The 25,865-nt window shown below is 42.5% G+C and carries 21 protein-coding genes; 10 read left to right on the forward strand and 11 right to left on the reverse strand.

Annotated features, from left to right (window positions below; all coding sequences use genetic code 11):
* The first annotated feature begins 22 nt into the window (after nt 1-22).
* Complete coding sequence (locus tag ACX3PZ_RS07460; protein ID WP_459112373.1) at nt 23-682, forward strand: 4'-phosphopantetheinyl transferase family protein; 660 nt, start codon at nt 23-25, stop codon at nt 680-682.
* Here the strand turns inward: ACX3PZ_RS07460 and ACX3PZ_RS07465 are convergent.
* The 5 genes from ACX3PZ_RS07465 to ACX3PZ_RS07485 all read right to left on the reverse strand — a co-directional run bounded on the left by ACX3PZ_RS07465 (nt 616) and on the right by ACX3PZ_RS07485 (nt 7,148).
* A complete protein-coding gene (locus ACX3PZ_RS07465) occupies nt 616-2,919 on the reverse strand; it encodes an FUSC family protein (RefSeq protein ID WP_459112374.1) in 2,304 nt (767 codons plus the stop codon). The two genes, ACX3PZ_RS07460 and ACX3PZ_RS07465, sit on opposite strands and share 67 nt — an antisense overlap.
* 63 nt (nt 2,920-2,982) lie before the next feature.
* On the reverse strand, nt 2,983-4,164 hold the full coding sequence (locus ACX3PZ_RS07470) for a hypothetical protein (RefSeq protein WP_459112375.1): 1,182 nt from the start codon (nt 4,162-4,164) through the stop codon (nt 2,983-2,985).
* A gap of 14 nt (nt 4,165-4,178) precedes the next feature.
* On the reverse strand, nt 4,179-5,018 hold the full coding sequence (locus ACX3PZ_RS07475) for a type 1 glutamine amidotransferase (protein WP_459112376.1): 840 nt from the start codon (nt 5,016-5,018) through the stop codon (nt 4,179-4,181).
* Nucleotides 5,019-5,038: 20 nt separating this feature from the next.
* Complete coding sequence (locus ACX3PZ_RS07480) at nt 5,039-6,172, reverse strand: carboxylate-amine ligase (protein ID WP_459112377.1); 1,134 nt, start codon at nt 6,170-6,172, stop codon at nt 5,039-5,041.
* 19 nt (nt 6,173-6,191) lie between these two features.
* The gene (locus tag ACX3PZ_RS07485) at nt 6,192-7,148 is read right to left on the reverse strand and encodes an ATP-grasp domain-containing protein (protein ID WP_459112378.1); all 957 of its coding nucleotides are present in this window, start codon (nt 7,146-7,148) and stop codon (nt 6,192-6,194) included.
* Between the two features lie 247 nt (nt 7,149-7,395).
* Here ACX3PZ_RS07485 and glgB point away from each other — a divergent pair, with 247 nt between their 5' ends.
* From glgB to apaG, 7 genes are all read left to right on the forward strand, one after another.
* Entirely contained in the window at nt 7,396-9,306 is a 1,911-nt protein-coding gene (gene glgB / locus ACX3PZ_RS07490) for a 1,4-alpha-glucan branching protein GlgB (RefSeq protein ID WP_459112379.1), read from the forward strand.
* A gap of 79 nt (nt 9,307-9,385) precedes the next feature.
* Nucleotides 9,386-10,804 (forward strand): glycogen synthase, encoded by a 1,419-nt coding sequence (locus ACX3PZ_RS07495; RefSeq protein ID WP_459112380.1) that lies wholly within the window; start codon nt 9,386-9,388, stop codon nt 10,802-10,804.
* A 77-nt stretch (nt 10,805-10,881) separates the two neighbouring features.
* Nucleotides 10,882-12,153, forward strand: a complete 1,272-nt coding sequence (locus tag ACX3PZ_RS07500) for a glucose-1-phosphate adenylyltransferase (RefSeq protein ID WP_459112381.1) — start codon at nt 10,882-10,884, stop codon at nt 12,151-12,153.
* An 81-nt stretch (nt 12,154-12,234) separates the two neighbouring features.
* Entirely contained in the window at nt 12,235-13,272 is a 1,038-nt protein-coding gene (locus ACX3PZ_RS07505) for an SRPBCC family protein (RefSeq protein ID WP_459112382.1), read from the forward strand.
* Between the two features lie 113 nt (nt 13,273-13,385).
* Nucleotides 13,386-16,175, forward strand: a complete 2,790-nt coding sequence (locus tag ACX3PZ_RS07510) for a 2-oxoglutarate dehydrogenase E1 component (RefSeq protein ID WP_459112383.1) — start codon at nt 13,386-13,388, stop codon at nt 16,173-16,175.
* Nucleotides 16,176-16,235: 60 nt separating this feature from the next.
* Entirely contained in the window at nt 16,236-17,477 is a 1,242-nt protein-coding gene (gene odhB, locus ACX3PZ_RS07515) for a 2-oxoglutarate dehydrogenase complex dihydrolipoyllysine-residue succinyltransferase (protein WP_459083853.1), read from the forward strand.
* A 114-nt stretch (nt 17,478-17,591) separates the two neighbouring features.
* The gene (apaG, locus tag ACX3PZ_RS07520; protein ID WP_459083855.1) at nt 17,592-17,978 is read left to right on the forward strand and encodes a Co2+/Mg2+ efflux protein ApaG; all 387 of its coding nucleotides are present in this window, start codon (nt 17,592-17,594) and stop codon (nt 17,976-17,978) included.
* Between the two features lie 5 nt (nt 17,979-17,983).
* On the opposite strand, the gene ACX3PZ_RS07525 is transcribed toward apaG, so the two are convergent.
* Genes ACX3PZ_RS07525 through ACX3PZ_RS07540 form a run of 4 tightly spaced genes read right to left on the reverse strand, consistent with a single transcriptional unit; the run spans nt 17,984 to nt 21,845 of the window.
* The gene (locus ACX3PZ_RS07525; protein ID WP_459112384.1) at nt 17,984-18,541 is read right to left on the reverse strand and encodes a 3'-5' exonuclease; all 558 of its coding nucleotides are present in this window, start codon (nt 18,539-18,541) and stop codon (nt 17,984-17,986) included.
* On the reverse strand, nt 18,538-19,929 hold the full coding sequence (locus ACX3PZ_RS07530) for an alpha-amylase family glycosyl hydrolase (RefSeq protein ID WP_459112385.1): 1,392 nt from the start codon (nt 19,927-19,929) through the stop codon (nt 18,538-18,540). The genes ACX3PZ_RS07525 and ACX3PZ_RS07530 overlap by 4 nt, the downstream gene beginning before the upstream one ends.
* 40 nt (nt 19,930-19,969) lie before the next feature.
* Nucleotides 19,970-20,950, reverse strand: coding sequence for a glycosyltransferase family 2 protein (locus ACX3PZ_RS07535; protein ID WP_459083858.1), 981 nt, complete (start codon nt 20,948-20,950; stop codon nt 19,970-19,972).
* Between the two features lie 13 nt (nt 20,951-20,963).
* The gene (locus tag ACX3PZ_RS07540; RefSeq protein ID WP_459083859.1) at nt 20,964-21,845 is read right to left on the reverse strand and encodes a lysophospholipid acyltransferase family protein; all 882 of its coding nucleotides are present in this window, start codon (nt 21,843-21,845) and stop codon (nt 20,964-20,966) included.
* An 89-nt stretch (nt 21,846-21,934) separates the two neighbouring features.
* Here ACX3PZ_RS07540 and ACX3PZ_RS07545 point away from each other — a divergent pair, with 89 nt between their 5' ends.
* Complete coding sequence (locus ACX3PZ_RS07545) at nt 21,935-22,510, forward strand: thioredoxin family protein (protein WP_459083860.1); 576 nt, start codon at nt 21,935-21,937, stop codon at nt 22,508-22,510.
* A 194-nt stretch (nt 22,511-22,704) separates the two neighbouring features.
* On the opposite strand, the gene ACX3PZ_RS07550 is transcribed toward ACX3PZ_RS07545, so the two are convergent.
* Nucleotides 22,705-24,072 (reverse strand): aldehyde dehydrogenase family protein, encoded by a 1,368-nt coding sequence (locus ACX3PZ_RS07550; RefSeq protein WP_459112386.1) that lies wholly within the window; start codon nt 24,070-24,072, stop codon nt 22,705-22,707.
* 73 nt (nt 24,073-24,145) lie between these two features.
* Here ACX3PZ_RS07550 and ACX3PZ_RS07555 point away from each other — a divergent pair, with 73 nt between their 5' ends.
* Complete coding sequence (locus ACX3PZ_RS07555; protein ID WP_459112387.1) at nt 24,146-24,958, forward strand: SDR family oxidoreductase; 813 nt, start codon at nt 24,146-24,148, stop codon at nt 24,956-24,958.
* Between the two features lie 3 nt (nt 24,959-24,961).
* Here the strand turns inward: ACX3PZ_RS07555 and ACX3PZ_RS07560 are convergent, their stop codons facing one another.
* Nucleotides 24,962-25,861 carry a CorA family divalent cation transporter gene (locus ACX3PZ_RS07560; RefSeq protein WP_459112388.1) on the reverse strand — a complete coding sequence of 300 codons (900 nt, stop codon included), beginning with the start codon at nt 25,859-25,861 and terminating at the stop codon, nt 24,962-24,964.
* Between the last annotated feature and the right edge of the window lie 4 nt (nt 25,862-25,865).

Below are 25,865 nucleotides of genomic sequence, written 5' to 3' on the forward strand. Positions count from 1 at the left end.
ACTAAATCTCTCTCAGCAAAATATGCCATTTTATCAGGATTTCACCACCGAGAATGCTCAAATTCTTTTTTGGAAGTACGAATCTACCGATACGTTTGATCTTCCAAACCTTTTGGGACGAGAAACGCAACAGCAGGTAGAGAATTACCATCCCAAGAAGCGATTGGAATACCTAATGGTGAGACAAATGCTAAAATTAAATCGTCCCGGGCATCGCATTTTATACAAAAGCATAGGACAGCCTTACCTCGATCCAAAAGATGCTTTTGTGTCCATTACCCATTCGTTTCCTTTTGCGGCCTTGGCGATCTCACAAAGGCGCGTAGGGATTGATATTGAACAGATTATGCCTAAAATCAAACGAATTGAGCATAAATTTTTGCACGACTCGGAGATTTCTTGGACTCGAGGGGAGTTTCAAGTGGAATTCTTAACGGTGATTTGGGTGATTAAAGAAGCGCTTTACAAGCTGCATCCGTCCAAATATTGGTCTTTAAAGAAATACTATCGAGTCGAACCGTTTTCCCTTGAGGATTTATCGAAGGTTCGCTGTGAGGTCTTCGATACGCATTTTAAAGACTCGTACATAGCAAGGGTGCAAAAAATAGAGGACTATTATTTTGCCATCATTGAAGAGCACCACGAGCTGAATTTTCCGTTAAAAGCCAATGCGCTGTTATAATTGATTTTCAAATACAATTCAATCGTTTTTTTCTGTTCGTGCGCAACGTCGTAAATAAGTTCTAGAATTTCTTGAATGCTGCTTAACTGCGTTAAGTAGGTGATTTTTTGAGGGTCTCTCAGGTTGTGAAATTCTTTTTCTTGAATTTCAGATTGTCTTTTTTCGAGTAAGGGTTTTACAGGATCTCGAGGTTTAGGATCTTGAACTGGAGTGGGGGCGTGGGCTAAAGAATCTCCCTTTAAAAGCCATTCCGTCATTTCTAGTTCAAACACGATTCGTTTGTGCCAATTCTCAAAATCAATTTCAGAAAACTGAGGCTCCTGCGCCGCGTATTGGGCTAAGGAAGCTGTATAGGCCGTCAGCAGATGTGAGGTGGTCACAAATTGATGCACTTTTTGAAGTTTGTGCTGTTCTTTTTTCGGATCGGAAAGCATTCGCTGAAAATTATCCGAGAGATTTGCAAGGTCAATCATAGCCTCCTTTCGTCTCAATTTGTAGAGGTGAACATTGGTTTGTCCTTTTTTTAGTACGTCGACTACGTTCGAGAAATAAGCTTTGTTGGAGCGACTTAGTTTTTGCATCAAATCTAAATTCTGCGTATGCTCCCAAAGAGGCAAAACAAAATAAGAAACCAAAAAAACGAGTAAAGCTCCAATGGCCGTATCCAAAATACGGTCTTTGAAGATTCCATTTACATTGCCAGGATTTAAAAAATTAAAGGCAATAAAGATGTACACCGTCATAAAGAAGACGGCCCATGAATATTTTCCTTTTAAAAGAGCAAAGCATAAAATCATGCATCCTAGCATAAGGGCAAGTAAAACGCCAGGAGATACCACAAACTGAAGAAGAACATAAGCCGTGATGGCTCCGAGTATGGTGCCGTACAATCTGCGAAGGTTTCGGTGTTTTGTGGCGCTATAGGCAGGACGCATTATCGCAAGAATCGTAATTAAAATCCAGTAGGAGTGTCCAATGCCGAGAAAGGAAAATTGAGAGACTAAATAGCCAAGGACAAGTGCGACCGTAAGACGAATTGAATGCCGAAAGTGAGCCGATTTTAAAGAGAGGTTGTCCCTTAGAATACTAAGTTTTAAAGGAGCTTCTTTCGGCACAAATTTCTCTAAATCCAGGCCCGAAGATAAACTCTTGGCAATTTTGGTGTCTTGTTCAAGAACTCGATAAATCGTTTTAATCTGGTCTTTTAATTCTGTAAGTCGTTTTAGAATGAGACGAAGCGCCATGAACTGAGACAGATTCTGGGCGGTCAATTTCTGGTTTCGCAGCTCGAAATACGCGTTATACACCAGATCATGCTCGTGTTCAATGTCGTGGATAGGATGGGTTTTAATTCCACTTTGAAGCGCAAGTCCAATGTTGGTTATTTCCTCAGACAGTCCCATTAAATAATGACGAATGTAGGGGAGGATGTTTTCATCGTGGAACTGCTTTTGAATCTTCTCGTAGTTTTGGTCTGTCGTAAAGAGCTTCTCGTAGAGATCGATCGAATTTAAGAAAACAAGCATAAGTACACGGCTTGTGGTCGTGGATTCGTTCACCATCGTTCGGGTCTTAAAAACAAGTTCTCGGGTTTCCTCCTGCAAATTTTTGATTTCGATCTGTTTGGTAATGACCTCGCTATAGAGTGACTCATAGTTGGGAAGAGGAAGGTAGAATTTGGCTCTGATTTGCAAGTATTCCGCAAGCTGCAAATAGTTTTCTCCAATCATTTGCCCCGCGAGTTTATAGGGTTGAATTTTGCTCATCACAAGAAAGACGAGCACAAACCATAGACTGCCTAAGGTGTAGATGAGGATGCTTTTTAGTAGGTTCTCCCCAATGAGATGCCCATCGAGGAAGATCGAGAAGACCACAAGGGACAAACTCCCAATGGCCATTAGTCGCTGTCCGTAGATGCCCACAATGGAAAAGGCAAGACCTAGGATTACAATTCCGACGAGTGCAAGAGACGGATGGCTTTTAAAAACAGAGGCAAGTAAAGCCGCTACACTAAAGGCCAAAACGGCTAAAATGAGCGAGTTTCGACGACGGATAAAAGGGCCTGGTTGGTCTGCAAATCCGATGAAACTCGTGGCAAGTGGGAATAAAAAATAGTCTTTCAAGAGACCAAAGTAGGCCAGAATGAGGCTGGGAATAACGATGGCAAGTGCCATTCTTGTCCCTGCGTAGAGATATTGAGAGAATAAAAATTTTTGTAATTCCGCTTTGTAGTTCACCTAGGCAAATTAAGGATAATTTATCCTATATAAAAATCTCTTGCCGGCTTTTTTCAAAGGAATTTAAGGTTCGAAAAAAGCAGCGGAACTTCCGATCCAAGAGTCCTCTTTTTTGGCAAAGCTCATGCCGGCCATCGGGCTTTTGGTCATGCGTACAAGCGTATCCCACAAAACGGGTCTTTCCTCTTGGGAAGGGCAGAGGTACAGGAGCCTGATTTCCGCTTTTGAAAAGCCTCCGTCTAAATCTTTGAAAAGATCCGCGTACGTTACTTTCTTCTGCAGAATGTAATTTTCAGGATCCCGAATCTCCAAAAGGTCTGTTGGGCTGGGCGTTAAATTTACCCCTGCACCTGCGAAGGAATAAAGAGGTTTTAAAACGAAATCAGAAAGGGATTCGTGCGATGGAAAATCACGAGCAAAGTAGCTCTTGGGAATGTAGCGATTGCTTAGCCTAGGAAGTAAAATTTTAGAAATCATGAAAAACCAGTTGGGGTGGGTCACCCATTCTACGTCTAGTTCCTCTTGGAATTGAAATTCTAGCGGTAACCCCTTATGCTTAGCAAGTTCATCAAAAATCACGCGGTTGTAAATACGTCGAATTGGAATTTTCTTGCCCTTGCTTTCATAGAATAAATTTTTTCCTTCTTTCTTTACTTTCGTGATGCAAACCGTGGGGAAACCAAAATGCTTCTGAGTAAGAGCAAAATCAATATTCGTTTTCTGATTTTCAGGATACAGCTCTAACAGGACAACCTCCCGCGGGTCATGCGGACCCAAAAGTACAGATTTTAAAAGAGCAAGAGGATCTTCTACATCGGTGGATTTTTCTAAACTTTTCAAAAAAGGGTAGGTGCATTCATAGGCCCCGGTTAACTCGTATTGAAAAGAAAGCAAAGAAGGAAATCCTTGCAACTCAATTAGCTGCGGCTCTAGTTCTCCCTTTTTGTTTTGACAGATTGCAAAGTCAATGGCCAGAAAATGAGAGAATGAATTGCAATTCGGAACTTTGAGCTCTGCGGGTATCGCCTGCTCGAGCGATTCCTTAGAGAAATGCTCGATCTGAGCTAAGATCGACTCACAGGTGGACCTTAATTGGTCCTTAAATGAAAGGGGTAGAAATATGGGGGTTTCCGAAATTCGAAAAGAAGCAGACTGCTTCGCACGTTGTTGAAGTTCCTCTAGCACGCGTGCCTCAGATTCCTTGCTGTAGGCGGAATTGAATCTATTTCGTAAGTGCTCAATCATTTTTTTCAGCAAGTTTAGGAATCGTAGTGGCTTTCCGATTCTTTCGTTAAGTCTTTGATACTATCGCTTAAAAACTGGGGCAATAGAGTGCTTTGGGTGAGTTTGATTTTATCGGGATCCTGTGCCTGCTCAAGAGTCAGGTCTAATTTTTCCTGTCCGAAATTTTCAATCATGGCCTTTCTGTTGTCTTGATCCTTTAAAACCTCGAGTATCGCTTTATCCTCGGCTTCTGGATGAAACTGCGTCCCTACAATATGAGGGGAGAATCGAGCCGCCATCACAGCGCGTTCGAAATCGACGTGCGGACGAATCTTTTCCAGGGCAAGGATTTCAACTCCCCGTGCTTCTAGAACAGGGTAGTTCGGTTCAATAAATTGATAGCCTCTGGAATCAACTGCATAAAAAGGATCAGGTAGGTAAGCGAAAAGGGGCTCTTTGTCTCCCTTTTCTGTTTTGTGTACAGGCATGATTCCAAAGCCATAAGAATGTCTTTTGCTGATTGTTCCTAGTTCCCAATGCAAAATGGCCAATTGGAAGGAGTAGCAAATTAAAAAGAGAAACTTTTTCGTTTTCTGGTTTTGGTTGTGATTCCAAATCTCATCTAAAAACTGAAAATAAGGAGCCTCCCAAGCTTCTAAACTTGGATGTGGACTTCCAGGTCCACCTGAAGAGAGGAAGATGTCAAAATCCTCTACGCGAGGTAGCTGCCTTTCGACTCGTACTTCAAAAGTTTCTACTTGAATCTCCCGAGAACAGGATAACTCAAATTTTTGAATGAGGTCTACTACGTTTTTGATCCCTTGGTTAGGGATTTGGTTGTTTAAATCAAGCAGGGCGATTCTTATGGGTTTCATCTGTACGGGATTGCAAGGTTCTACTCGGTACTTGAAATGGGGATGTCTAGGGGCGTGGGAATGCCAATCTGGGTTTCTTCAATCATATAATCCACCACTTTTTTTAAATCGTTTGTCTCTTTATACACCTGCAAGATTCGATCGGCTCCTGTTCCATGCCTGAGAATTTCTCGAGCGTACTCAACCTCCTCTCTAGAACCGAGTTCATCAACGACATCGTCGATGAATTCTAAAAGTTCCTCTAGAAGCAGTTCGTAAGGAACGGCGGATTCCTTGCCAAAGTCAATGAGTTCGCTGTGAATTCCTTCTTTAGCAGCGCGCCATTTGTTTTCACTTATGAGCAGACGGCGGTAGGTTCGAAAGGTAATATTCTGCTGATGCAGTTTGTAAAGCTTTACGGTGAGCGCCTGCATGATGGCGGCCAAACAAACCGTTTCCTCCACACGAAGGGGCATATCGCAAATGCGAAATTCAATGGTAGGATAAACGGGATGAACTCTTAAATCCCACCATATATTTTTTGCGTTATCGATGGCTCCCGTTTTTATCATAAGTTCAATGTACTCATCAAGTTCTGCGATGGAGTGGAAATAACTGGGTATTCCTGTTCTGGGAAATTTTGCGAAGACTTCTTGTCGATAGGATTTAAAGCCTGTATTTCTCCCAATCCAAAACGGAGAGCTTGTGGACAGAGCATAAATGTGCGGTAGAAAGTACCGCATTGCATTTTGGATTTTGAGCCCTTCGCTTCGGGAAGGAATACCGATGTGCACATGCAGCCCGAAAATCAGGTTGCTTCGCGCCACATCGCCCATGTCTTCCACAATCTTATCGTAACGAACCTGACTTGTAATGGTGCTAGCTCGCCATTGTGAAAAGGGATGGGTTCCGCCTCCGCAAACTCGTAAATCTTGTTCGTAAGCAGTTTTAATAAGCTTATAGCGTAAATCGTAGAGTTCTGCTTTGGCCTGTTTTATACCTTCACAAATGCCGGTTTCCATTTCTACGACGGATTCGTGCATCTCGTGTTTTAGGTGCTCTTGCAGAGTGGCCTTTCCACCCTCAATGATTTTTGAGACATGAGAAATCAGATCTCGACTTTCTTTGTCAATGATCTGGTACTCTTCTTCTATGCCAATGGTAAAGGTATGCATGCTTTGGGCGATAAAGTTATTAAAAGTCTTTTAAAGAATCCTTCACAAATTCACCCCAAGGGATAAAGGGTTTTCCTTCCCTATGCAAATTCGCTTTTTCAAGGGCAAACTTTGCTACGTGCTCCACAACCCACTCAAAGTTTTGATCTCCTACCCTTGTTTGATCCGCATCCGGTGCGGGGTTGCAAAAGTCGATGGCATAGGGAATCCCATCCCTGATTGCAAATTCAACGGTGTTAAAATCATACCCTAAAGCTCGATTTATTCGCAAGGTTAAATCAACGAGTTGAGCATAAAGTTCGGGGTGGGTGTCTTTAGAAAAGACTTGGTGGGTTAGATAGCGGGAAGAAGGCTCGTTTTTAGGTTCGTAAGGCATAATGTGAACATAGGTTTGCCCTACACAATACACTCGAAAATAAGAATCAAATTCAATTTCTTCTTGAAGCATCATCACCAGTTCATCGGTTTGGCCATAAAAGGTCCAAAACTCTTCTCTGGATTCCAGGCGATAAACGTTTCTCCAACCCCCGCCATCATGGGGTTTTAAGTAGCAAGGAAAGCCAATGCGATTGAAAATGCTCTCCCAATCTAGAGGATAGGATAAATTCCGAAAGGAGGTTTCTGAGGTGTTTACCGGTCTTTTGTGGGAGGGGAGCAGCATGGTTTTAGGCACAGGAATAGAGAGAGTGGTCATAAGCGTATTGTTGAAAAATTTTTCATCGGCACTGCTCCAAAAAGGATTGTTAATGACGTAGGTGCCTAAGGCAGCTGCATTTTTTAAAGAGGCTTTGTAGAAGGGTACATCGTGGGAAATGCGATCTACAATGACGCTGTAGCCATAGTCCTTTCCTTGTTCTAACTGGTCTATTTTTACAGGTTCGGCAAGGACTTCCCCCTTGGAAAGTGTTTTGATTCGCTCGAGAAATGCCCAGGGGAAAGAATCTTCCATCCCAAACAATATTCCTATTTTCTTCATTCTTTGTGCTCTAATGCGACCCGTGTGGAGCCCTAAAGGTTCGTGTAAAGCTAAGGTATTGCTTTTCCCTTGTTTGGCAAAGTCGAATTCGGGGAATTCTGTGCCTGGCCGATTTTCTTTCTAATTTCCAAGCCACGATCGAGAAAATACTTTCTTTTTGATCCCCAAAATCTTTTTTTCTTTTTTGTCTCCATAAGTGCGATATATTCGTAAATTAGAGTCTTATTATTAATGCGATTTGAGCGATATGGGACCAGTCAAAGTTTATTCTTTATTTTCAGACGAGGATGTTTATCTTTTTCGCCAAGGAAAGCATTATCGCCTTTATGAAAAGTTTGGGGCACATACCCTTGAGCACGAGGGCAAAAAAGGTACTTATTTTGCCGTTTGGGCGCCCCATGCAAAAAAAGTTTCTGTCATTGGAAATTTTAATTCGTGGCATTCGGAGTCCCATGCACTTTTCCCACGTTGGGATGGATCGGGGATTTGGGAAGGATTTATTGAGGGCCTCTCTTGGGGTACACTCTATAAGTATGCGATTCGGACCTCGAAAGAAGAACTCTTAGAAAAAAGCGATCCTTTTGCCCTTAGTTGGGAGCAAAATCTACAGGCCTCTTCCTTGATTTCAAGTACCTGGTACGAATGGAAGGATAAGGCGTGGATGGACAGGCGTGCGGCTGTAAACAGTCTAAAGGCACCGCTCTCTGTCTATGAACTGCATTTAGGATCTTGGAAGCGAGATCCCAGTAGTCCTTCTCGCTTTTTAAGCTATAAAGAGATTGAAGAATCTCTCGTACCCTATATTCTCGAAATGGGCTTTACCCATGTCGAATTTATGCCTGTGATGGAGCACCCTTACGAACCGAGTTGGGGCTATCAAATCACGGGTTTTTTTGCGGCCAACTCTCGTTTTGGTTCACCTCAAGATTTAATGCATTTAATTGAAACGCTGCATCAAAATGGAATCGGAGTCCTTTTGGATTGGGTGCCTTCCCATTTTCCGGGCGATGCCAATGGACTTCATTACTTTGACGGTACTTACCTGTACGAACATGAGGATCCTCGCAAAGGATTTCATCCCCAGTGGAATTCTCATTTGTTTAATTACGGAAGACCTGAGGTTAAGTCCTTTTTGATTTCCAATGCCCTGTTTTGGCTAGATCGGTACCATGTAGATGGACTTCGCGTGGATGCGGTCACTTCCATGCTTTACTTGGATTATGCAAGAGAAGAGGGTGAGTGGATACCCAACGAGCACGGAGGCAATGTGAATTTAGAGGCCAAAACCTTTTTAGAAGAATTTAATACGGCTGTGGGAGCGTATTTTCCCCACACCCTTACAATAGCAGAAGAAAGTTCCGATTTTCCTCAGCTCACAAAACCGGTTTCAGAGGGAGGCGTAGGCTTTCATATGAAATGGATGATGGGATGGATGCACGATACACTTAGCTATTTTTCGAGTGAGTTTTTCGCTCGAAAAGAATTGCATCATAAACTTACTTTTTCAAGTGTCTATAAGGACAACGAAAGGTACATGATGCCCCTTTCGCACGATGAGGTGGTGCACGGAAAAAGTCCCCTGATCTACAAAATGCCGGGAGACGAATGGCAAAAGTTTGCAAACCTAAGGGCGCTCTACACCTATATGTTTACGCATCCGGGTGCAAAACTACTTTTTATGGGTGGAGAATTTGGGCAAACGAGTGAGTGGGATTTTTCCCAAAGTTTAGATTGGTCCTTGTTAGAGCACAAGGTTCATCAGGGGCTTCAGTTTCTCGTGAAGGATTTAAATTTGCTGTACAGAAGTCAAAGAGCACTCTTCGAAGCGCAGTTTAGTCCTGAGGGCTTTGAATGGGTAGAGGCAGACGATCTTGAGAATTCAGTTTTTGCTTATCTTAGGAAAACGTTCTCAGAAACCAAGGAGTATGAGCAGATCCTCGTGATTTTGAATCTTAAACCTAATGTCCTAGAGTACCGTTTGGGAGCAGATTATGGAACTTCGTGGGAGGTTTTACTGAATTCGGACGATCCTAGCTATGGAGGAAGCGGACAAAAAGTGAAGTTCTCGAACGTAGAGTCCCACGATTGGAAGAACCAAAAGGAGAGTTTTAAAATAAGTCTTCCTCCTTTAAGTGCTGTCGTGTTAAAACAAGTTTAAGCGCCAATAATAAAGCAGTAGGCTCTCCCTGCTTTTCGAAAGTGAAAGCATGCAGTATTCAACTATAAAGAAATAAGGTATGAGAATTTACCATCTTTCAATGGAATGTTACCCAGTCGCCAAAGTAGGCGGCTTGGGAGATGTCGTTGGGGCACTTCCAAAATACCAAAATAAAATTCCAGGAATAGAGGCCCGCGTAATTATGCCCTGGTACAACCGAGACTATGTCCACAGCCATGCGTTTGAATCGGTCTTTGAAGGATGGATTCATCAGAATCAGAAGGGGTATTTTTTTGAGGTTTTAAAACAAAAAGAGTGTACTCTTGGTTTTGAACTATACCTTGTTCGAATTCCCGGTCTTTTGGACCGAGAGAATCCCTACGGGTATTGGGATGAGAGTCAGCAATTTTTAGCATTTCAGCATGCGGCCCTTCATTATTTATGTGAAAGTGGCGAAAAAGTGGACGTACTGCATTGCCACGATTACCACACAGGTCTTATCCCCTTTATGGTGGAGCACTGCCCTGAATTTGAAGCGCTTCGGGGAGTCCTTACCTTTGGAACCATTCACAATGGAGAATACCAAGGACAAATGCATTGGGAGATGCTTTCTTACTTTCCTTTGGTTCGCGACCGATCTCACTTGGGACTCTTAGATTGGGATGGGAAAATTAATCCCCTTGCATCCATGATCAAATGTGCCCATGCCTTTAATGCGGTTTCGAGCGGGTATATGGAAGAATTGCTCTCGGAGTTTAAAGGCTTAGAGCATTTAATTCGAGCGGAAAAATCCAAAGCGTTTGGGATTATCAATGGCATTGATACGGAGCTTTGGGATTCGCAAACAGATCCTTATTTGCCTTATACGTTTTCCAAAGAAAATGCCCTTAAAGGCAAAGCAAAAAACAAAGCCAAAATTTGTGAAGAGTTTGGTCTGAATCCTGAGCTTCCACTCTTTGGGTTCATTGGGCGTTTTGCGGGTGAAAAAGGAGCGGATTTTCTACCCGAAATCATCGTAGAAAGCATTGTGAAAACGTATGGCGCGCTTAATATTATCGTATTGGGCTCCGGAGACAAAGCTTTAGAGCATTCCCTTGCAGAGTTAAATGAGAAGTTTTCTAATTTGGCTCTTGGACTTGGGTACAATGAAGGACTTTCCCATCAAATTTATGCGTCTTGTGATTTCCTGCTCATGCCCTCAAGAGTAGAACCCTGTGGGCTGAATCAAATGTACGCAATGCGCTACGGTACCGTACCGATTGTTCGCTACACCGGGGGGTTAAAAGATACCGTTCAGGACGTGAGTACAGGAGGAGCAGGATTGAATTTCACTTATGCGAGCGCAGAGGCCTGTGTGGATGCGATGATGAGAGCCTTAAGTCTCTACCAAGATTCTCGAACGATGGAGTTGCTGGTTTACGCAAACATGAATTTTGATTTTTCATGGGAGCGTTCCGCACATAATTATGTAACTTTATATCAGAAATTTGAAGCGTAAAATGCAATTAATTGTGGATTTTTACGAGCACAAACGACACCCAAGTTTTTTAAAACCTTTACACAAAAGTATACCCTATGAAACCGAATGTAATTTCCATTGTTTTGGGCGGTGGGCGCGGAAGTCGCCTCTTTCCATTGACGCAATCCAGAAGTAAGCCTGCCGTTCCTATCGCAGGGAAATACCGTCTCGTGGACATTCCGATTTCCAATTGTTTGAATTCGGGATTTAACCGAATTATGGTGCTTACTCAATTTAATTCGGCCTCCTTAAACTCTCATATTAAGAATTCCTATCACTTCGATATCTTTAGTCGAGGTTTTGTGGATATTCTGGCGGCGGAACAAAATATGGATAGCGAAGAGTGGTTTCAGGGCACCGCCGATGCGGTGCGTCAAAGTATGCGGCACCTGGAAAAGTACGATTTTGATTACGTGCTCATTCTTTCCGGCGATCAGCTGTATCAAATGGATTTTAGAGAGATGATTGATTTTCATATCGCACAAAAAGGAGACATTACAATTGCAACCATACCGGTGAACGCAAAAGATGCGCCTGGTTTTGGAATTTTAAAATCCAATGAGGATAGTGCCATTGATTCGTTTGTAGAGAAACCCAGTGAGGAGGAACTGTCCGAATGGAGAAGCGAAGTCTCTGAACAAAATAAAAACAAAGGAAACCATTATTTAGCCTCGATGGGGATCTATGTCTTCAACAAAGGCATTATTAGAAAAATGTTTGAAGAGGATCCCGGCGATGATTTTGGAAAGGACTTAATACCGAATGCCATTGCAAAGGGATACAAAACCCTTAGTTTTCAATATGACGGGTATTGGACCGACATAGGTACCATTGAATCTTTCTACGAGGCCAACATTGATCTCGCACAGGATTTTCCAAAATTCAATCTCTTTAGTAGCAAACCGATTTATTCAAGAGCGAGAATGCTACCGCCTACCAAAATTTTAGGCTCCTATGTGCAGCGCGCTGTCTTTGCGGACGGGTGCATTATTATGGCCGATAAGATTGAGAATTCCGTCATTGGAAACCGAACAAGAGTCGACAAGGGAAGTACGGTTCTAAATTCCTATATGATGGGATCGGATTTTTACCAATCTACGTTGGATATTGTAGAAAATGACCGCACGGGTGAACCCAATCTTGGCATTGGAAAATATTGCTATATAGACCGCGCGATCATTGATAAAAATGCGCGCATTGGTAACCACGTGAAGATCATTGGAGGGAAGCACCTCCAAGACGGAGATTTTCATACGCATTCCATTAAAGACGGTGTTGTGGTGATTAAGAAAGGTGCTGTGATTCCAGAAGGAACTCAGATTGGTTGATTTAAAAATTAGTTACACAATTATTTTTCGTTAGCGGGGGGCAGGAGTTGCTCACTCGCTAGCGAATTGTTATTTTTGCCCATGCGTTGGATTCGATTTGCCTTTATTTTTGCGGCTCTTATTTTGCTAGGATACGGCCTGTCTCTTCTTTTTGAGAAAGGCAGCACACAGTATACGATTGAAAAAAATGTCGACTATCCCCTTGAGAAAGTGTTTCCGATGTTTCGAGACTTAAAGCAATTTGCAAGATGGAACGTTTTAGTAAAAGGCTCAGAGTCCTCACAGATTCATTTTTTTCGTCCTTACGAGGGGAAAGGCGCCTCGCTTCATTATTTTGATCCGAAAAACAACCATACGATGGAAATGTTTCTTCGTTACGAAAATCCCAATTCCACCCTTCGCTACCAACTTTTTGAAGGGACGGAGAGTCTTCCCTATCTGATCGATTTAAAGTTCAAAGAATTGGGTCCAAATCAAACCAAAATTCTTTGGAGCGTCAAGACCCCGAGTCGGTCTGTTTTTAAAAGTTCACTTAGCCGATGGAACGAAGAAGAATTTAGAAAGATCGTGGACCAAAGCGTACTGACGCTTTCTTCGGTTTTGAGTAATCGCGTAGATAGGGACCAATTGCTCTCCAAAATCACCTACGATTCTCTTATGGTAGAGGAGCAGCAGGGAGCCTTATTGGTGGGCGTCAACGTGAGTACTTCCAACCATGGCGACGCCCTGTTCAAAAACATTGTTTTGAATCACAACAAAGTCTTTAATTACATTACTACCGATTTGGGCAAAGACGAGGAAGAATTTGGCTTTCCAATCTTAGTTTCGCAGGCTCAGAATACAAAATCGAGCGAAGTCTCGTACTTTTATGGGTTTCCGGTGTCAAAACGCAGTGCGCTTTCCGACAATAGTTTTAGTTTTAAAACGCTTAATGCCGCGAAAACCTATGTGCTTTATTACAAAGGACCTTTTGAAAAAAGACAAAGGGCTGTGGCCAAATTAGTAGCAAAAGCAAAGGCAGACTCCCTTCGTTATGGGGAACTCTCGCAGCGATTTTTTCAAGCGCCGAAAGAAAACGCAGAGGTGAATTTAAAATTGTCACTACCCGTTTTTCGCTAAGGCGAAAAAATGGGAATTCACGCATAATTATTTTAGCGCTTTCATTCCCTTTGGGTCATAGAAATTTATTAAATTTGTAAACTAACATTTTTATTGAACAGAAACTGTAAATAATGGATCGATTTTCCTTTCTAAACGCAGCACATTCTCAACTCATTGAGGATTTGTACCAAAAATATTTAAAATACCCGGATTCTTTGGAGCCTTCTTGGAAGGCCTTTTTTCAAGGTTTTGACTTTGCCTTAGAGAATTATGGGGAAGATGGGCCCCCGGTAGTTTCTAGATCCTCCTCACTTAATACGACTCAAAGAGCTGTAAGTTCAAATCCGGCGGTGGGTCAAGGAGAAATTCCTGAAGAAATTGTCAAAGAATTTAAGGTTTTGGATTTGATAAATGCGTACCGATTACGAGGGCATCTTTTTACACAAACCAACCCCATTCGTGAGCGTCGCCATTTTGAGCCGACTTTAGCGATTGAGAACTTTGGCCTTAGCCAGGGGGATTTGTCTTTAAAGTTTAATTGCGCCACCCAAACCGGGATGCCTAGCGCAGCCACTCTTCAAGACATTCTTACGCATTTACAGAAAATTTACTGCGATTCCATCGGAGTAGAGTATATGCATTTAGACAATGTAGAGGAAAAGAGCTTTGTTCAACAATGGTTGCAAGTCAATGAAAACCATCCGACGCTTTCTGCGGACGAAAAGGTCGAAATTTTGCAAAAATTAAACCAAGCAGTTGCCTTCGAGAATTACCTTCACACGAAATTCGTAGGGCAAAAAAGGTTTTCCTTAGAAGGAGGAGAATCTCTAATTCCTGCTTTAGATCAACTCATTACACGTTCCTCTCAACTCGGTGTGGACGAAGTAGTACTAGGGATGGCTCACCGAGGAAGATTAAATGTACTCACGAATATATTTGGAAAATCCTACAAACAAATCTTTTCTGAATTTGAAGGAAAAGAATTTGAAGAGGATGTTTTTTCAGGAGACGTAAAATACCATTTAGGTTCGTCCAAACGAATTGTGACGGCAAACGGAGAAGAGGTTTCCATTAACCTAACTCCAAACCCGTCCCACCTTGAAACTGTAGGATCCCTTGTCATGGGAATTTGCCGTGCGAAAGTGGATCATTTGTACGGGGGAGATTTCTCCAAAGTACTTCCTATCGTAATTCATGGAGACGGTGCGATTGCCGCGCAAGGAATCGTATACGAAGTTGCACAGATGATGTCACTTGAAGGATACAAGACAGGAGGAAGTGTTCATATTGTCGTGAATAACCAAGTTTCCTTCACCACGAACTATGTGGATGCCAGATCGTCCAACTACTGTACGGACATTGCGAAAGTAACGAGTTCCCCGGTGATGCATGTCAATGCAGACAATGTGGAATCGGTCGTGCATGCCATTCGCTTTGCGGCAGAATTTAGAGCGAAATTTGGAAAAGATGTATACATTGACTTACTAGGATACCGTAAATACGGACATAACGAAGGGGATGAACCTCGTTTCACCCAACCGAATCTCTATAAGGCCATCTCAAAACACCCCAATCCACGTGAAATTTACAAGACTCAACTTGTGAAAGAAAATGTGGTTTCGGAAGAGGTACTTAAAGCGATGGAAACGGACTTTAAAGCCCTACTTGATGAGGATTTTGATGCCTCAAAACAAATCGAGAAGAACGTCATGGACATTTTCATGAGCGAAGCTTGGAAAAAATTCCCTCTGGGGAAAAGAGGGGGTCTACAAGAGCCGGTGAATACCAGTTTTAATTTAGAGACTTTAAAAGACTTAGCCGTAAAAATGGTAAGTCTTCCGAAAGATAAAAATTTCATTAAGAAAATTACGCGTCTTTTTGATCAGCGACTTAAGATGATTGAAACGGATTCCTTAGATTGGGCGATGGGAGAGTGGCTTGCCTATGCAACCTTACTTAACGAAGGCCATGACATTCGAATTTCAGGGGAAGACGTAGAGAGAGGAACTTTCTCGCACCGTCATGCAATCGTAAAAACAGAGGACACGGAAGAAGAATACATCCCGTTAGATCATTTAGGAGATACCTCCTTCCAAATCTACAATTCCCACCTTTCTGAGTACGGAGTTCTAGGATTTGATTACGGATATGCCATGGCTTCTCCAAACACCCTTACCATTTGGGAGGCGCAGTTTGGTGACTTTGTCAACGGTGCCCAAATTATTATTGACCAGTATTTAGCGGCGGCTGAAGAAAAGTGGAAAACACAAAACGGACTTGTGATGTTACTTCCACACGGATCCGAAGGCCAAGGGGCGGAGCATTCTTCTGCAAGACTTGAGAGATTCTTAGGACTGGCTGCGAATGAAAACATGGTGGTCGCCAACATTACTTCACCTGCCAATTTCTTCCACTTATTAAGACGTCAATTAAAGTGGAATTTTAGAAAGCCTTTAATTGTCATGTCTCCAAAATCTCTTTTACGTCACCCGAAAGTGGTTTCGAAATTAGAAGATTTTGCGCAAGGTGGATTCCAGCCTATTTTAGACGATCCGATCGCGAAAGCCGAGAAGGTGAAAAAAGTAGTGCTTTGCAGTGGAAAACTATACTTCGAGCTTTTGGCTAAACAAGAAGAACTCGGAAGAGAGGATGTTGCGATTGTTCGTTTGGAACAGATTTACCCAATTCAAGAGGATAAAATGCAAGAAATTCTTCAGAAATATAGCTCAAGAACAGAGCTTGTTTGGGCTCAGGAAGAACCAGAGAACATGGGAGCATGGTCTTACATTCTTCGAAATTTCCGCAAGGAAAATATTGAAGTGGTCGCTCCGATTGCAAGTGGATCGCCTGCACCGGGTAGCCATAAGATGTACGACAATAACCAAGCCGATATCCTTCAGCGCGTGTTTACTTCGGCTTAAATTAAAAAGTACCGTCTTTAGAAAATCAATAAAATAATTAACGAAAAAAAACATTCAAATATGTCAATTCTAGAAATGAAAGTTCCTTCACCGGGCGAATCCATTACAGAGGTTGAAATTGCAACCTGGTTAGTGAAAGACGGTGACTACGTAGAAAAAGACCAGCCAATTGCCGAAGTAGATTCTGACAAAGCGACCCTAGAACTTCCTGCAGAGGAAAGTGGGATTATTACCTTGAAAGCAGAAGAAGGTGATTTGGTAGAAGTGGGTCAAGTGGTATGTCTTATCGACCGATCGGGACAAAAACCGCAGGCAGGTGCAGAGGCTCCGAAAGCAGAAGCACCAAAAGCGGAGGCACCAAAACAAGAAGCTCCGGCACCCGCAGCACCGAAACAAGAAGCACCTAAATCGGATTCTTACGCAGCAGGTACGCCTTCTCCGGCCGCTAAAAAAGTACTAGACGAAAAGGGAATTGACCCCTCTACAGTATCTGGAACTGGACGTGATGCTAGAATTACAAAAGAGGATGCGGTAAACGCAAACCCTTCTTTTGGAGCTGTATCCGCAACTTCAGGTTCAAGAGAAATGACCACGACGAAACTCTCTATGCTTAGAAGAAAAGTGGCCAGTAGACTCGTTTCTGTGAAGAATGAAACCGCAATGCTAACTACTTTTAACGAAGTAGACATGTCTGAAATTTTTAGAATTCGCAAAGCGCACAAAGAAGAATTCACAGCGAAGCATGGTATAGGACTTGGATTCATGTCTTTCTTTACGAAAGCAGTTACAAGAGCCTTAGAAATGTATCCTGACGTGAACGCTTCGATCGACGGAGATTACAAAATCAATTACGATTTTGCAGACATTTCGATTGCCGTTTCGGGTCCAAAAGGACTGATGGTCCCTGTACTAAGAAATGCAGAGAACATGAGTTTTAGAGGCGTAGAGGCAAACATTAAATCTCTTGCAGACAAAGTACGTGAAGGAAGCATTAGTGTAGACGAAATGACAGGTGGTACCTTTACCATTACCAATGGAGGTGTATTTGGATCGATGCTTTCGACACCAATTATTAACCCACCTCAATCTGCGATCTTAGGAATGCACAACATACTTCAAAGACCTGTTGCCATTAACGGACAAGTGGAAATTCGTCCGATGATGTACCTGGCAATGTCTTACGACCACCGTATCATTGATGGAAAAGAGTCCGTAGGGTTCCTTGTGGCGGTGAAAGAAGCCATTGACAATCCGTTGGAATTCCTACTCGGCGGAGACGAACGCAAAGGACTAGAACTCTAAGTTTTCCTTTTTTAAATAAGTATAAAATCCTGCAGCTAATTAGTTTGTAGGATTTTTTTTGGGTTCGATATCGACTTAGGCAACCTTTTTGCAGCCATTGAACAAAAACCTGGCATGGAGTCTAAAACGAGTTTCAATATTAAGGTAACCGCGCGCCCTGTATACGACAGCAAAAACAGCTATCCACTCGAGAATCGATTTGTCTTTCGGTACGATATTACCATCGAAAATCTGAGCAAAATTCCCATTCAATTGCTAAGAAGGGAATGGTTGATTTACGATTTAGGTTTCGGATTTACCGAGGTGAAAGGAGAAGGGGTCATCGGACTTACGCCTGTAATTTTACCAGGGCATGATTTTGACTATTTTTCCAATGTACTCTTAAGCTCTGGCGTAGGGTATATGACAGGTGAGTATCAATTTCGAAACTTACTCACTCAGGAACTTATCCACGTCGAAATTCCAAAGTTCAAATTGCATTCTTTGGTTCTGTGCAATTAAAAGAGTTAAAGCTTTTTAATCTGCTTTTGAAACACAGGCAGGATTTCCTCGGTCGAGGTAATGATAAGTCTCTCAAAGCCGAGCAGCGCTAATTTAGCGCAAACTTCAGCATCCTCGCCCGCACGGTGGTGTTTAAACTCCAACTGATGTGCAAGGGCTAAATTCTTTAAACTATAACTTCCTAAACCTTTCCATGAACGTTTGGCCACTTGAATGGAACAGAGGTAATTTAATTTGGGAGTAAAGAGACCGTAGTGTTCCAGACTCGCTCTTAATACGCCTGCATCAAAGCCCGCATTGTGCGCTAGGATAAGGTTGCCATAAAGTAGATCGTATATCTCATCCCAGATCTCTGCAAAGGTCGGAGCGTGTGCGACGTCACGAGGCTCAATTCCATGCACTTCAATGTTACGGGGATGGAAATACGGAAAACTGGGCGGTTTAATAAGCCAGGTTTTGGTGTGTACAATTTTTCCTTGTTCCACTACGGTGACCCCAAGCTCACAAGCGGAACTTCTTTCATGGGTCGCCGTTTCAAAATCGATGGCGCAAAAATCAATCATGGCTTCGAGTTTATTTGACTGAGCACTACATAGGCCCAAGGTTCTAAAACTAGGCTTTGGTTAGGGCTTAGGGTTTGTTTTTTGCCCTCAAACACATTTTCGTACTCTCCGCTATGCTCGCGTAGATCTAACGTGAAATTTTGAGCTGTAGGGCTTAGATTTACAACTGTAAGGACTTTGTCTTCGTTTTTTTCTCGGACAAAACTAAGTACGTGGTCTTTTTTTGAGTTGGTAATGCGCTGCATTTCTCCGCCCCATTTGCCATTCCATAAGGCTTGGTTTTGATGTTTCAATCGAAATAGCGTGGTGTAAATAGCGCGGTTCTCATGCGCTTGCCACGAGATCGGATCTTTCTCAAAAAAATCAAGAGAACGAGAAAGTCCTGCTTCTTGTCCATTATAAACTAGGGGCATTCCATCGAGGGTGGTCATGAGCACCATCGATGCTTTCAGTCCTTCTTTGAAATTGAGGTTTTGATTGCCTTCCCATGAGTTTTTGTCGTGGTTGTCCGTGAATTGAAGTCGGATGGCTTCTGTGGGAAAGATAGACACATGTTCTGCGATATACCCTTCCGTGAGCGGAAAGATAGGCGTATGCTTGGTTGCAATCTGATGAAGTACATTGTAGAGCTCCCATGCGTAGGTGGCATCAAACGCATGGCGATGGAGCTCCTTGTCCTGCGCTTCCGCGAGAAGAAATACCGGCTTTATTTCTTCTAGTTCTGCTCTTGCATTTTCCCAAAACTCAAGAGGAACGAAACTAGCCATGTCACATCGATAGCCGTCGATATCAAACTCCTCGACCCAGTAGGCAAGGGCTTTAGTCATGTATTCTCTTAAAGCAGGTTTTGAATAATCAAAATCAATTATATCGTCGTAATCTCGCCAAGGTGTAGGCTGAAACTCTCCCCTAGAATTGCGCAAATACCAATCCGGGTGGTCCGTCACAAGAGCATTGTCCCAACTGCTGTGGTTTGCCACCCAATCGAGAATGACATGCATTCCTTGGGCATGAATGGCCTCGACCAATTCTTTGAAATCTTCTTTGGTTCCAAACTCGGGATTGACTCCGTAATAGTCTTTCACCGAATAGTAGCTCCCTAAGGTTCCTTTGCGGTTTTTTTCTCCAATAGGGTGAATCGGCATGAGCCAAAGAATGTCAATACCCATTGCTTTTAACTCGGGCAGTGCTTTTTGAACCGCTTTAAAATTGCCTTCTTTCGAGAATTGTCTTACGTTGAGTTCGTACAGTGTAGCGTTTTTAACCCACGAAGGAGTGTTTAGCTCTACATAGGGTTTAGGCTGGTAGTTGGGTGCCCTTTTTTGGGCGGCAATTATCGTTAGACAGAGGAAAAGGGAAAGGCTAACAAAAGAGCGAAAACATCTCATCGGTTTGGAATTAAGAGTTCAATTTACTTAATTCCGAGCGTTATTTCAAAAGAAAATGTCTGAAAATAAGCCATTTGCTTTGGTAGTATTTTTTCATTTGGTAGGCTCCTCTTCTCTTCCAGGTTTCTTTGGCCTCTTTATAGAATGCAAAGTGCGCTCGTACCACGGCCCAAAGGTGAGGCAGTCCGTTTTGGATTCCAAAACGAATGCCTGCAATTCCATCCAGACAAAGGCGAAGAAAAATCAGGCCTAGTAAAGAAGGGAAAGGAAGGTTCTTAAGCAGCATGGATAGGTTGTTGCGGAAGTTTAGATAGGTCTTTTGTGGACTTTGCTTATTTAGGGTTCCACCCCCCACATGGTACACGCTCGAAAATCCCGTATAGAAAATTTTTCTCCCCGAATTTTTGAGTCTCCAGCATAGGTCAATTTCTTCCTGATGGGCGAAAAACCGCTCGTCAAATCCCCCTTGTACCCAGAAATCTTTGCTTCGAATAAAAAGACAGCAGCCAGAGGCCCAGAATATTTCCGTTTGGTCGTTGTATTGACCTAGGTCTTTTTCAAGGGTGTCAAATTTTCTTCCACGGCAATAAGGATAGCCTAAATTGTCAATCAGTCCGCCTGCAGCACCTGCAAATTCAAAGGTATCCTTTTGCGAATAGCTAAGGATTTTGGGCTGAATTGCGGCAATGTCAGGACGCGCGTAGAAGAGTTCAAGTGGCGCAGAAAGCCAGTCTGCAGTCACTTCTACGTCGGAATTTAAAAGACAATAGAATTTCGCTTTGATCTTTTTTAACCCTTCGTTATATCCTGCGGCAAAGCCATGATTTTGCGCATTGACCACGATTTGAACTTGAGGGTAATTCTCGTTCAAAAAGTCAATCGAATCGTCGCTCGAGGCGTTGTCGATCACATAAATTTGGGCACCTTCTGAGTGCATTGCAACCGAGGGAAGAAATTTTTCGAGCCATTTTTTTCCGTTCCAATTCAAAATGGCAATGGCTAAATCAGGAGTTGAAGTCATAGGAATCAAAGCGTTATAAGGGCGGAAGTAGACTTTTAATCTGCTTTTGGTATTTCCACCTGCGGTGGGACCAAAGGTAATTTGCAGGTCTTTTTTGAATGGTATTTTCTAAAAGATGATGGAATTTTTGTACCACTTCGAAAGGAACAAAGTGCTCCTGTTCAGGGTAAATTCTTTTGTAGTTAATTTGGTAATAGCCACGTTTTACCTTTTTCATCTCGCAATAAATGAAGATAAGATCCTTTCGTGTGGCGAGCTTATCGTACCCAATAAACACCGGGGTCTCTTGATTTAAAAAATCAAGACCTTTGTCTACATTCATGTGGTGGGGGGATTGATCCGCGACAAACATATAGACGGAGTCCCCGTCATTGGGATGACTTAAAATATGTTTTATGACGTCTTTATCTTCAAGAGACTGGTTTTGAAATCGGTTTCGGATTTTCAAGATCTGCTGATCCCAAAACGAATTGTTGATTTTTCGATAAACCGGATAGGAGTGGGATTGAGGAAGCGAGGTGGCTAATGCAGAAATCCACTCCCAGTTAAAGACATGACCCGCTAAAAGGATGACGTTTTTCCCTTCCTCTTTTGCTTCTTGAAATAAGTTCTGATTGATATGCTGTACACGTACTCTCAATTCTCGCTCTGTAATGCTCCAAAGCTTTACAGTTTCCACAAGATAATCCGTAAAATTTCGATAGAATTCTTTTTGAATTTTCGAGATTTCTTCTTTGCTTTTTTCTGGAAAGGCATTCTGAAGATTGGTTCTCACTACTTTTTTTCGGTACCCGATCAAATAATAATTTAGAAAGTACAGAATATCAGACATGCCGTAATGCAACCACAAGGGAAGTTTTGAGATCCAAAGGAATAAGCGTAAGAGTACCTTCATAAAGTGTACAAATTTAAGAATTAAATCCCGAGACAAAGTAAAGAGTAAAATAAAAGCTGTATTTTTGATTCCAATTTGAACTTATTAAGATGAAAAAAATCAAAATTTTAGCCCTCGCCGTCTTTTCTTTAACCCTTTTTTCTTGTGCAAAGAAAAGTGAAACGGGCAAGACGACAGTGGACTCTACATTAGTTGAAGTGCAGGATAGTGCGGCAATTGCTGCGAAGAAGAAAGCGGATCAAGAAAAAGAAAAGGCCGCTCTTCCCAAGCCCTATAGTGAGACAGAAGATGCAGAAGCCAAAATTAAAGAACTCGTGGTGCAAGCTCAAAAAGAAAACAAGAACATTATACTTCAAGCCGGTGGGAACTGGTGTATTTGGTGTTTGCGATTTAATCAGTACGTGCAAACCACGCCAGAGTTAAAAGAAATTATTGATCAGAATTACCTTTATTACCATTTGAATTATTCGCCAAAGAACAAAAACGAAAAAGTTTTTGCAAGCTATGGGAATCCTGGGGATGAGTTCGGCTATCCTGTTTTTATCGTCCTTGATAAAAACGGAAAGCAAATTCACACCCAAGAGAGTGGAAGTTTAGAGCAGGATAAGGGCTACAGCCTAGAGAAGGTGAAAGCATTTTTCAATGCGTGGAAGCCAAAGGCATAAGCGGCAACGGAAACAAGAAAGATTCGTCTAGGGCTCAGCTGTAAAGCGAGCCCTTTTGCTTTCTTATCCAGTACAAAAGGCGATTTTATAGTTTCGGTTTAGAAAAAAGAGTAGGCATTACTTCCCAAATTAAATTTTAGGTCGTATTCAAAGGATGCCATTTCGGTAGCAGAATCCTAAGCTACGGCGCACACTCAAATTGACATAAGTCTTTTAATCCATTTTAATTTGGACTTCGAGTAGGGAGGATATTTAATTGAGGGCTCTCCCCAAGTGGTTCGCTTAAGTATTGATTTTTCATGGGAAAAAGTGAGAAAGCCCTTTTCTCCATGGTAACTGCCCATTCCTGAAGAGCCCACTCCGCCAAAGGGTAAACTCGGATTGGTGAGATGCATAACGACATCGTTTATGCAGCCCCCACCAAAGGAAAGCTGAGTTAAAAAGGCCTCTTTTTCCACATTTCGATTTGAGAAAAGATAGGCCGCTAGAGGTTTTTCGTCGTGAAGTACGCTCTGAAGAGCCTGTGAAAAAGAGCTGTATGAGAGGATCGGTAAAATAGGTCCAAATATTTCTTCTTGCATTAACGGACTCTGCCTAGTGACGCCGCGAATGACGGTAGGTTCAAAATAAAGGGTTTCTTTATTTCGATTGCCCCCATAATAGGGATCCTCTCCCTCTAAGAGGCCTTCCAGCCTTTCGAAATGAGAAGGGGTGACGATCTTCGCGTAATGCGTACTTTGGGCTTCGTATCGAAACTTCTTAAGGTAATGTGTCACGTGCGACAAAAACTCGGATTCAATTGCAGAGTCTATTAATACATAATCCGGTGCCACGCAGGTTTGTCCCGCATTTAGAAATTTTCCCCACACGATTCTTTTGGCTGCTGTTTTTAGATCGGCAGAACGCGTAACGATCGCAGGAGACTTCCCTCCAAGTTCGAGAGTGACAGGGGTCAAATGTTTCGCGGCAGCTTCGTAAACGATTTTCCCGACTTTGGTGCTTCCTGTGAAAAAGATCTTATCCCATTTGTATTCTAGTAGTTCACTTGCAACTTCTTGTCCTCCCTTTGCGCAGTAAAAGGAATGAGATGAAAATGTGGAGTTGATTAGACTAGTGAGGAGTGCCATCGTGTGAGGTGCATGTTCACTCGGTTTTAGAATCACCGTATTCCCAGCCGCAAGGGCAGCGATTGCAGGGCATAAGGAGAGTTGAAGCGGATAGTTCCATGGAGCCATGACCAAAACTGAGCCTAAAGGCTCTAGATAGATGCGGCTTTGTCCTGGAAGGTTTGCAAGGTTGGTTCTTACTCTCTTAGGCTGAGATAAAGAACGGAGATTCTTCAAATAGTAACCCAGTTCACTATAAACCATAGAAAGTTCGGTTGCATACGTGTCGAATCGGGACTTACCCAAATCTTTCTCAAGCGCTTCATAGAGTAGATTTTCATTTTTCTTGAGCGTAGAATTGAGAAGTTCTAATTGAATTCTTCTGAATTTTAAATCTTTGGTCTTATGCGACTGAAAAAAGGTTCTCTGGGTAGAGATTATATCTTGAAAGTTCATTATATTTAATTGCTTATTTGTAAAATTAGCACTTTTTAAATTCATTAAAGGAAACTTAGAAAAAGGAATTTATATGAACTTTCAACATAAAACCGTCCTGATTACGGGAGGTGCATCTGGCATCGGAAAAATTATGGCTAGAAAAAGCCTTGAAAGGGGCTGTAAATCCCTTTTGCTATGGGATCTAAACCTGGAGGCCCTTGAGGCGGTTTCGCAAGAATTTGAAAGTCTAGGCGGAAGCGTGGATATCTATAGGGTAGATGTTTCTAAAAGCGAGGAAATTACGCAGGCAGCAAAGCAGGTTTTTGAAAAGCACGGCGCAGTGGACGTTTTGATTAACAATGCAGGCGTTGTTTTTAAAGGCTATTTTCATGAAAACTCGGGTTTTCAGATTGAGCAGTCCCTTCGGGTTAATTCCACCGGCCCTATGCTAATTGCGAAAGAGTTTCTAGGACCGATGATGGCTAAGAACAGCGGCTCCATCTGTAATATTGCCTCTTCGGCAGGACTGATTTCAAATCCGAAAATGGCGGTCTATGCGGCCTCTAAATGGGCGTTAACCGGCTGGAGTGACAGTCTTCGTCTGGAGATGGAGGAGCTCAAAAAAGAGGTGCATGTCACAACCATTATGCCCTTTTTCATAAATACGGGAATGTTTGACGGCGTAAAATCGAAGCTACTTCCGATTTTGGATCCGGAAAAAACCTCCGAAAAAATTATGAGAGCCATTGAAAAGCATTCCGGATTACTAGCACTCCCGCTTCCTTATTGGTTCATAAGGCTTACGCAAGGGATTTTACCTGCTAAAGTATACCAATGGGTTATGCGTGATGTATTTGGGATTTACGACACCATGAATGAATTCAAAGGACGTACTCCAAAATAATGCTTACCATTTTCGCCGTTTTACATAAATGTATGTGACAATCACAATGGTGGCCATGACAAGTAGCACCCCAATGTACCCGTACGGGCTACTTAGCTCGGGCATGTGTTGAAAATTCATTCCGTAAAGTCCCACGATAAAGCTAAGGGGTAAAAAGTACATAGAATAGATGGCAAGAACCTTCATCACATAGTTGGCTTTCTGGTCCGAAATGGCCAAGAACAGGGAAATCAAATTTGTGATTTGAGAGAGCATATGCTCATAATCGGTCATGACATCAACGTATTTATCATGTAGGTCGGTCGATTGTGTACTGGACAGCTCAAGATGCGCAAACTTTTCAACCCACTGAGAGGAATTGTTAAGGATACGGATCGAGAGTCCGATTTTTCTCTTTAGTTTGTAGAGTCCTCGAAGTTGGTTGGCTCGGTCCCCTTTCTTCAAAAAGATTTGCTCCTCTTTTTTGTTTAAGATTTCAAAAATATCCTGAGATTCTTGATCAAAGGTTTGAATGACTTCTAGAGCAATCCTAAGGAGAATATCCTCCGCGCGGAGGGGGTTCTTTTTGGAGTGCAGATACTCTTTTGCTTTTTGTATGCTTGTGTTGGGAAGTCGGTGAACCGTAATGATTTTCGAACCCATTAAAAAAACACCAATTTTTGTCGAGATGTCGCTTATCGCATTGTGCGCACCTTGGGTTGAACCTGTGCTTTCCCGAACAAGGAAGAATTCGAGATTTTCGTCTTTTTCGTATTTCGGTAGGTGATTGGGATCGACCACGTCTTCTAAGAGAAGTCGTCCAATCTTATGTTCCTTGTGGAGATTTTCTAAGTCCTCTGCACTCGGTTTTTCCAGATCTAGCCATTGGCACTGGTCATTTTGATAAAGGGTTTCTAAGGGCATCTTA

The organism is Chryseobacterium sp. A321 (assembly GCF_054489265.1).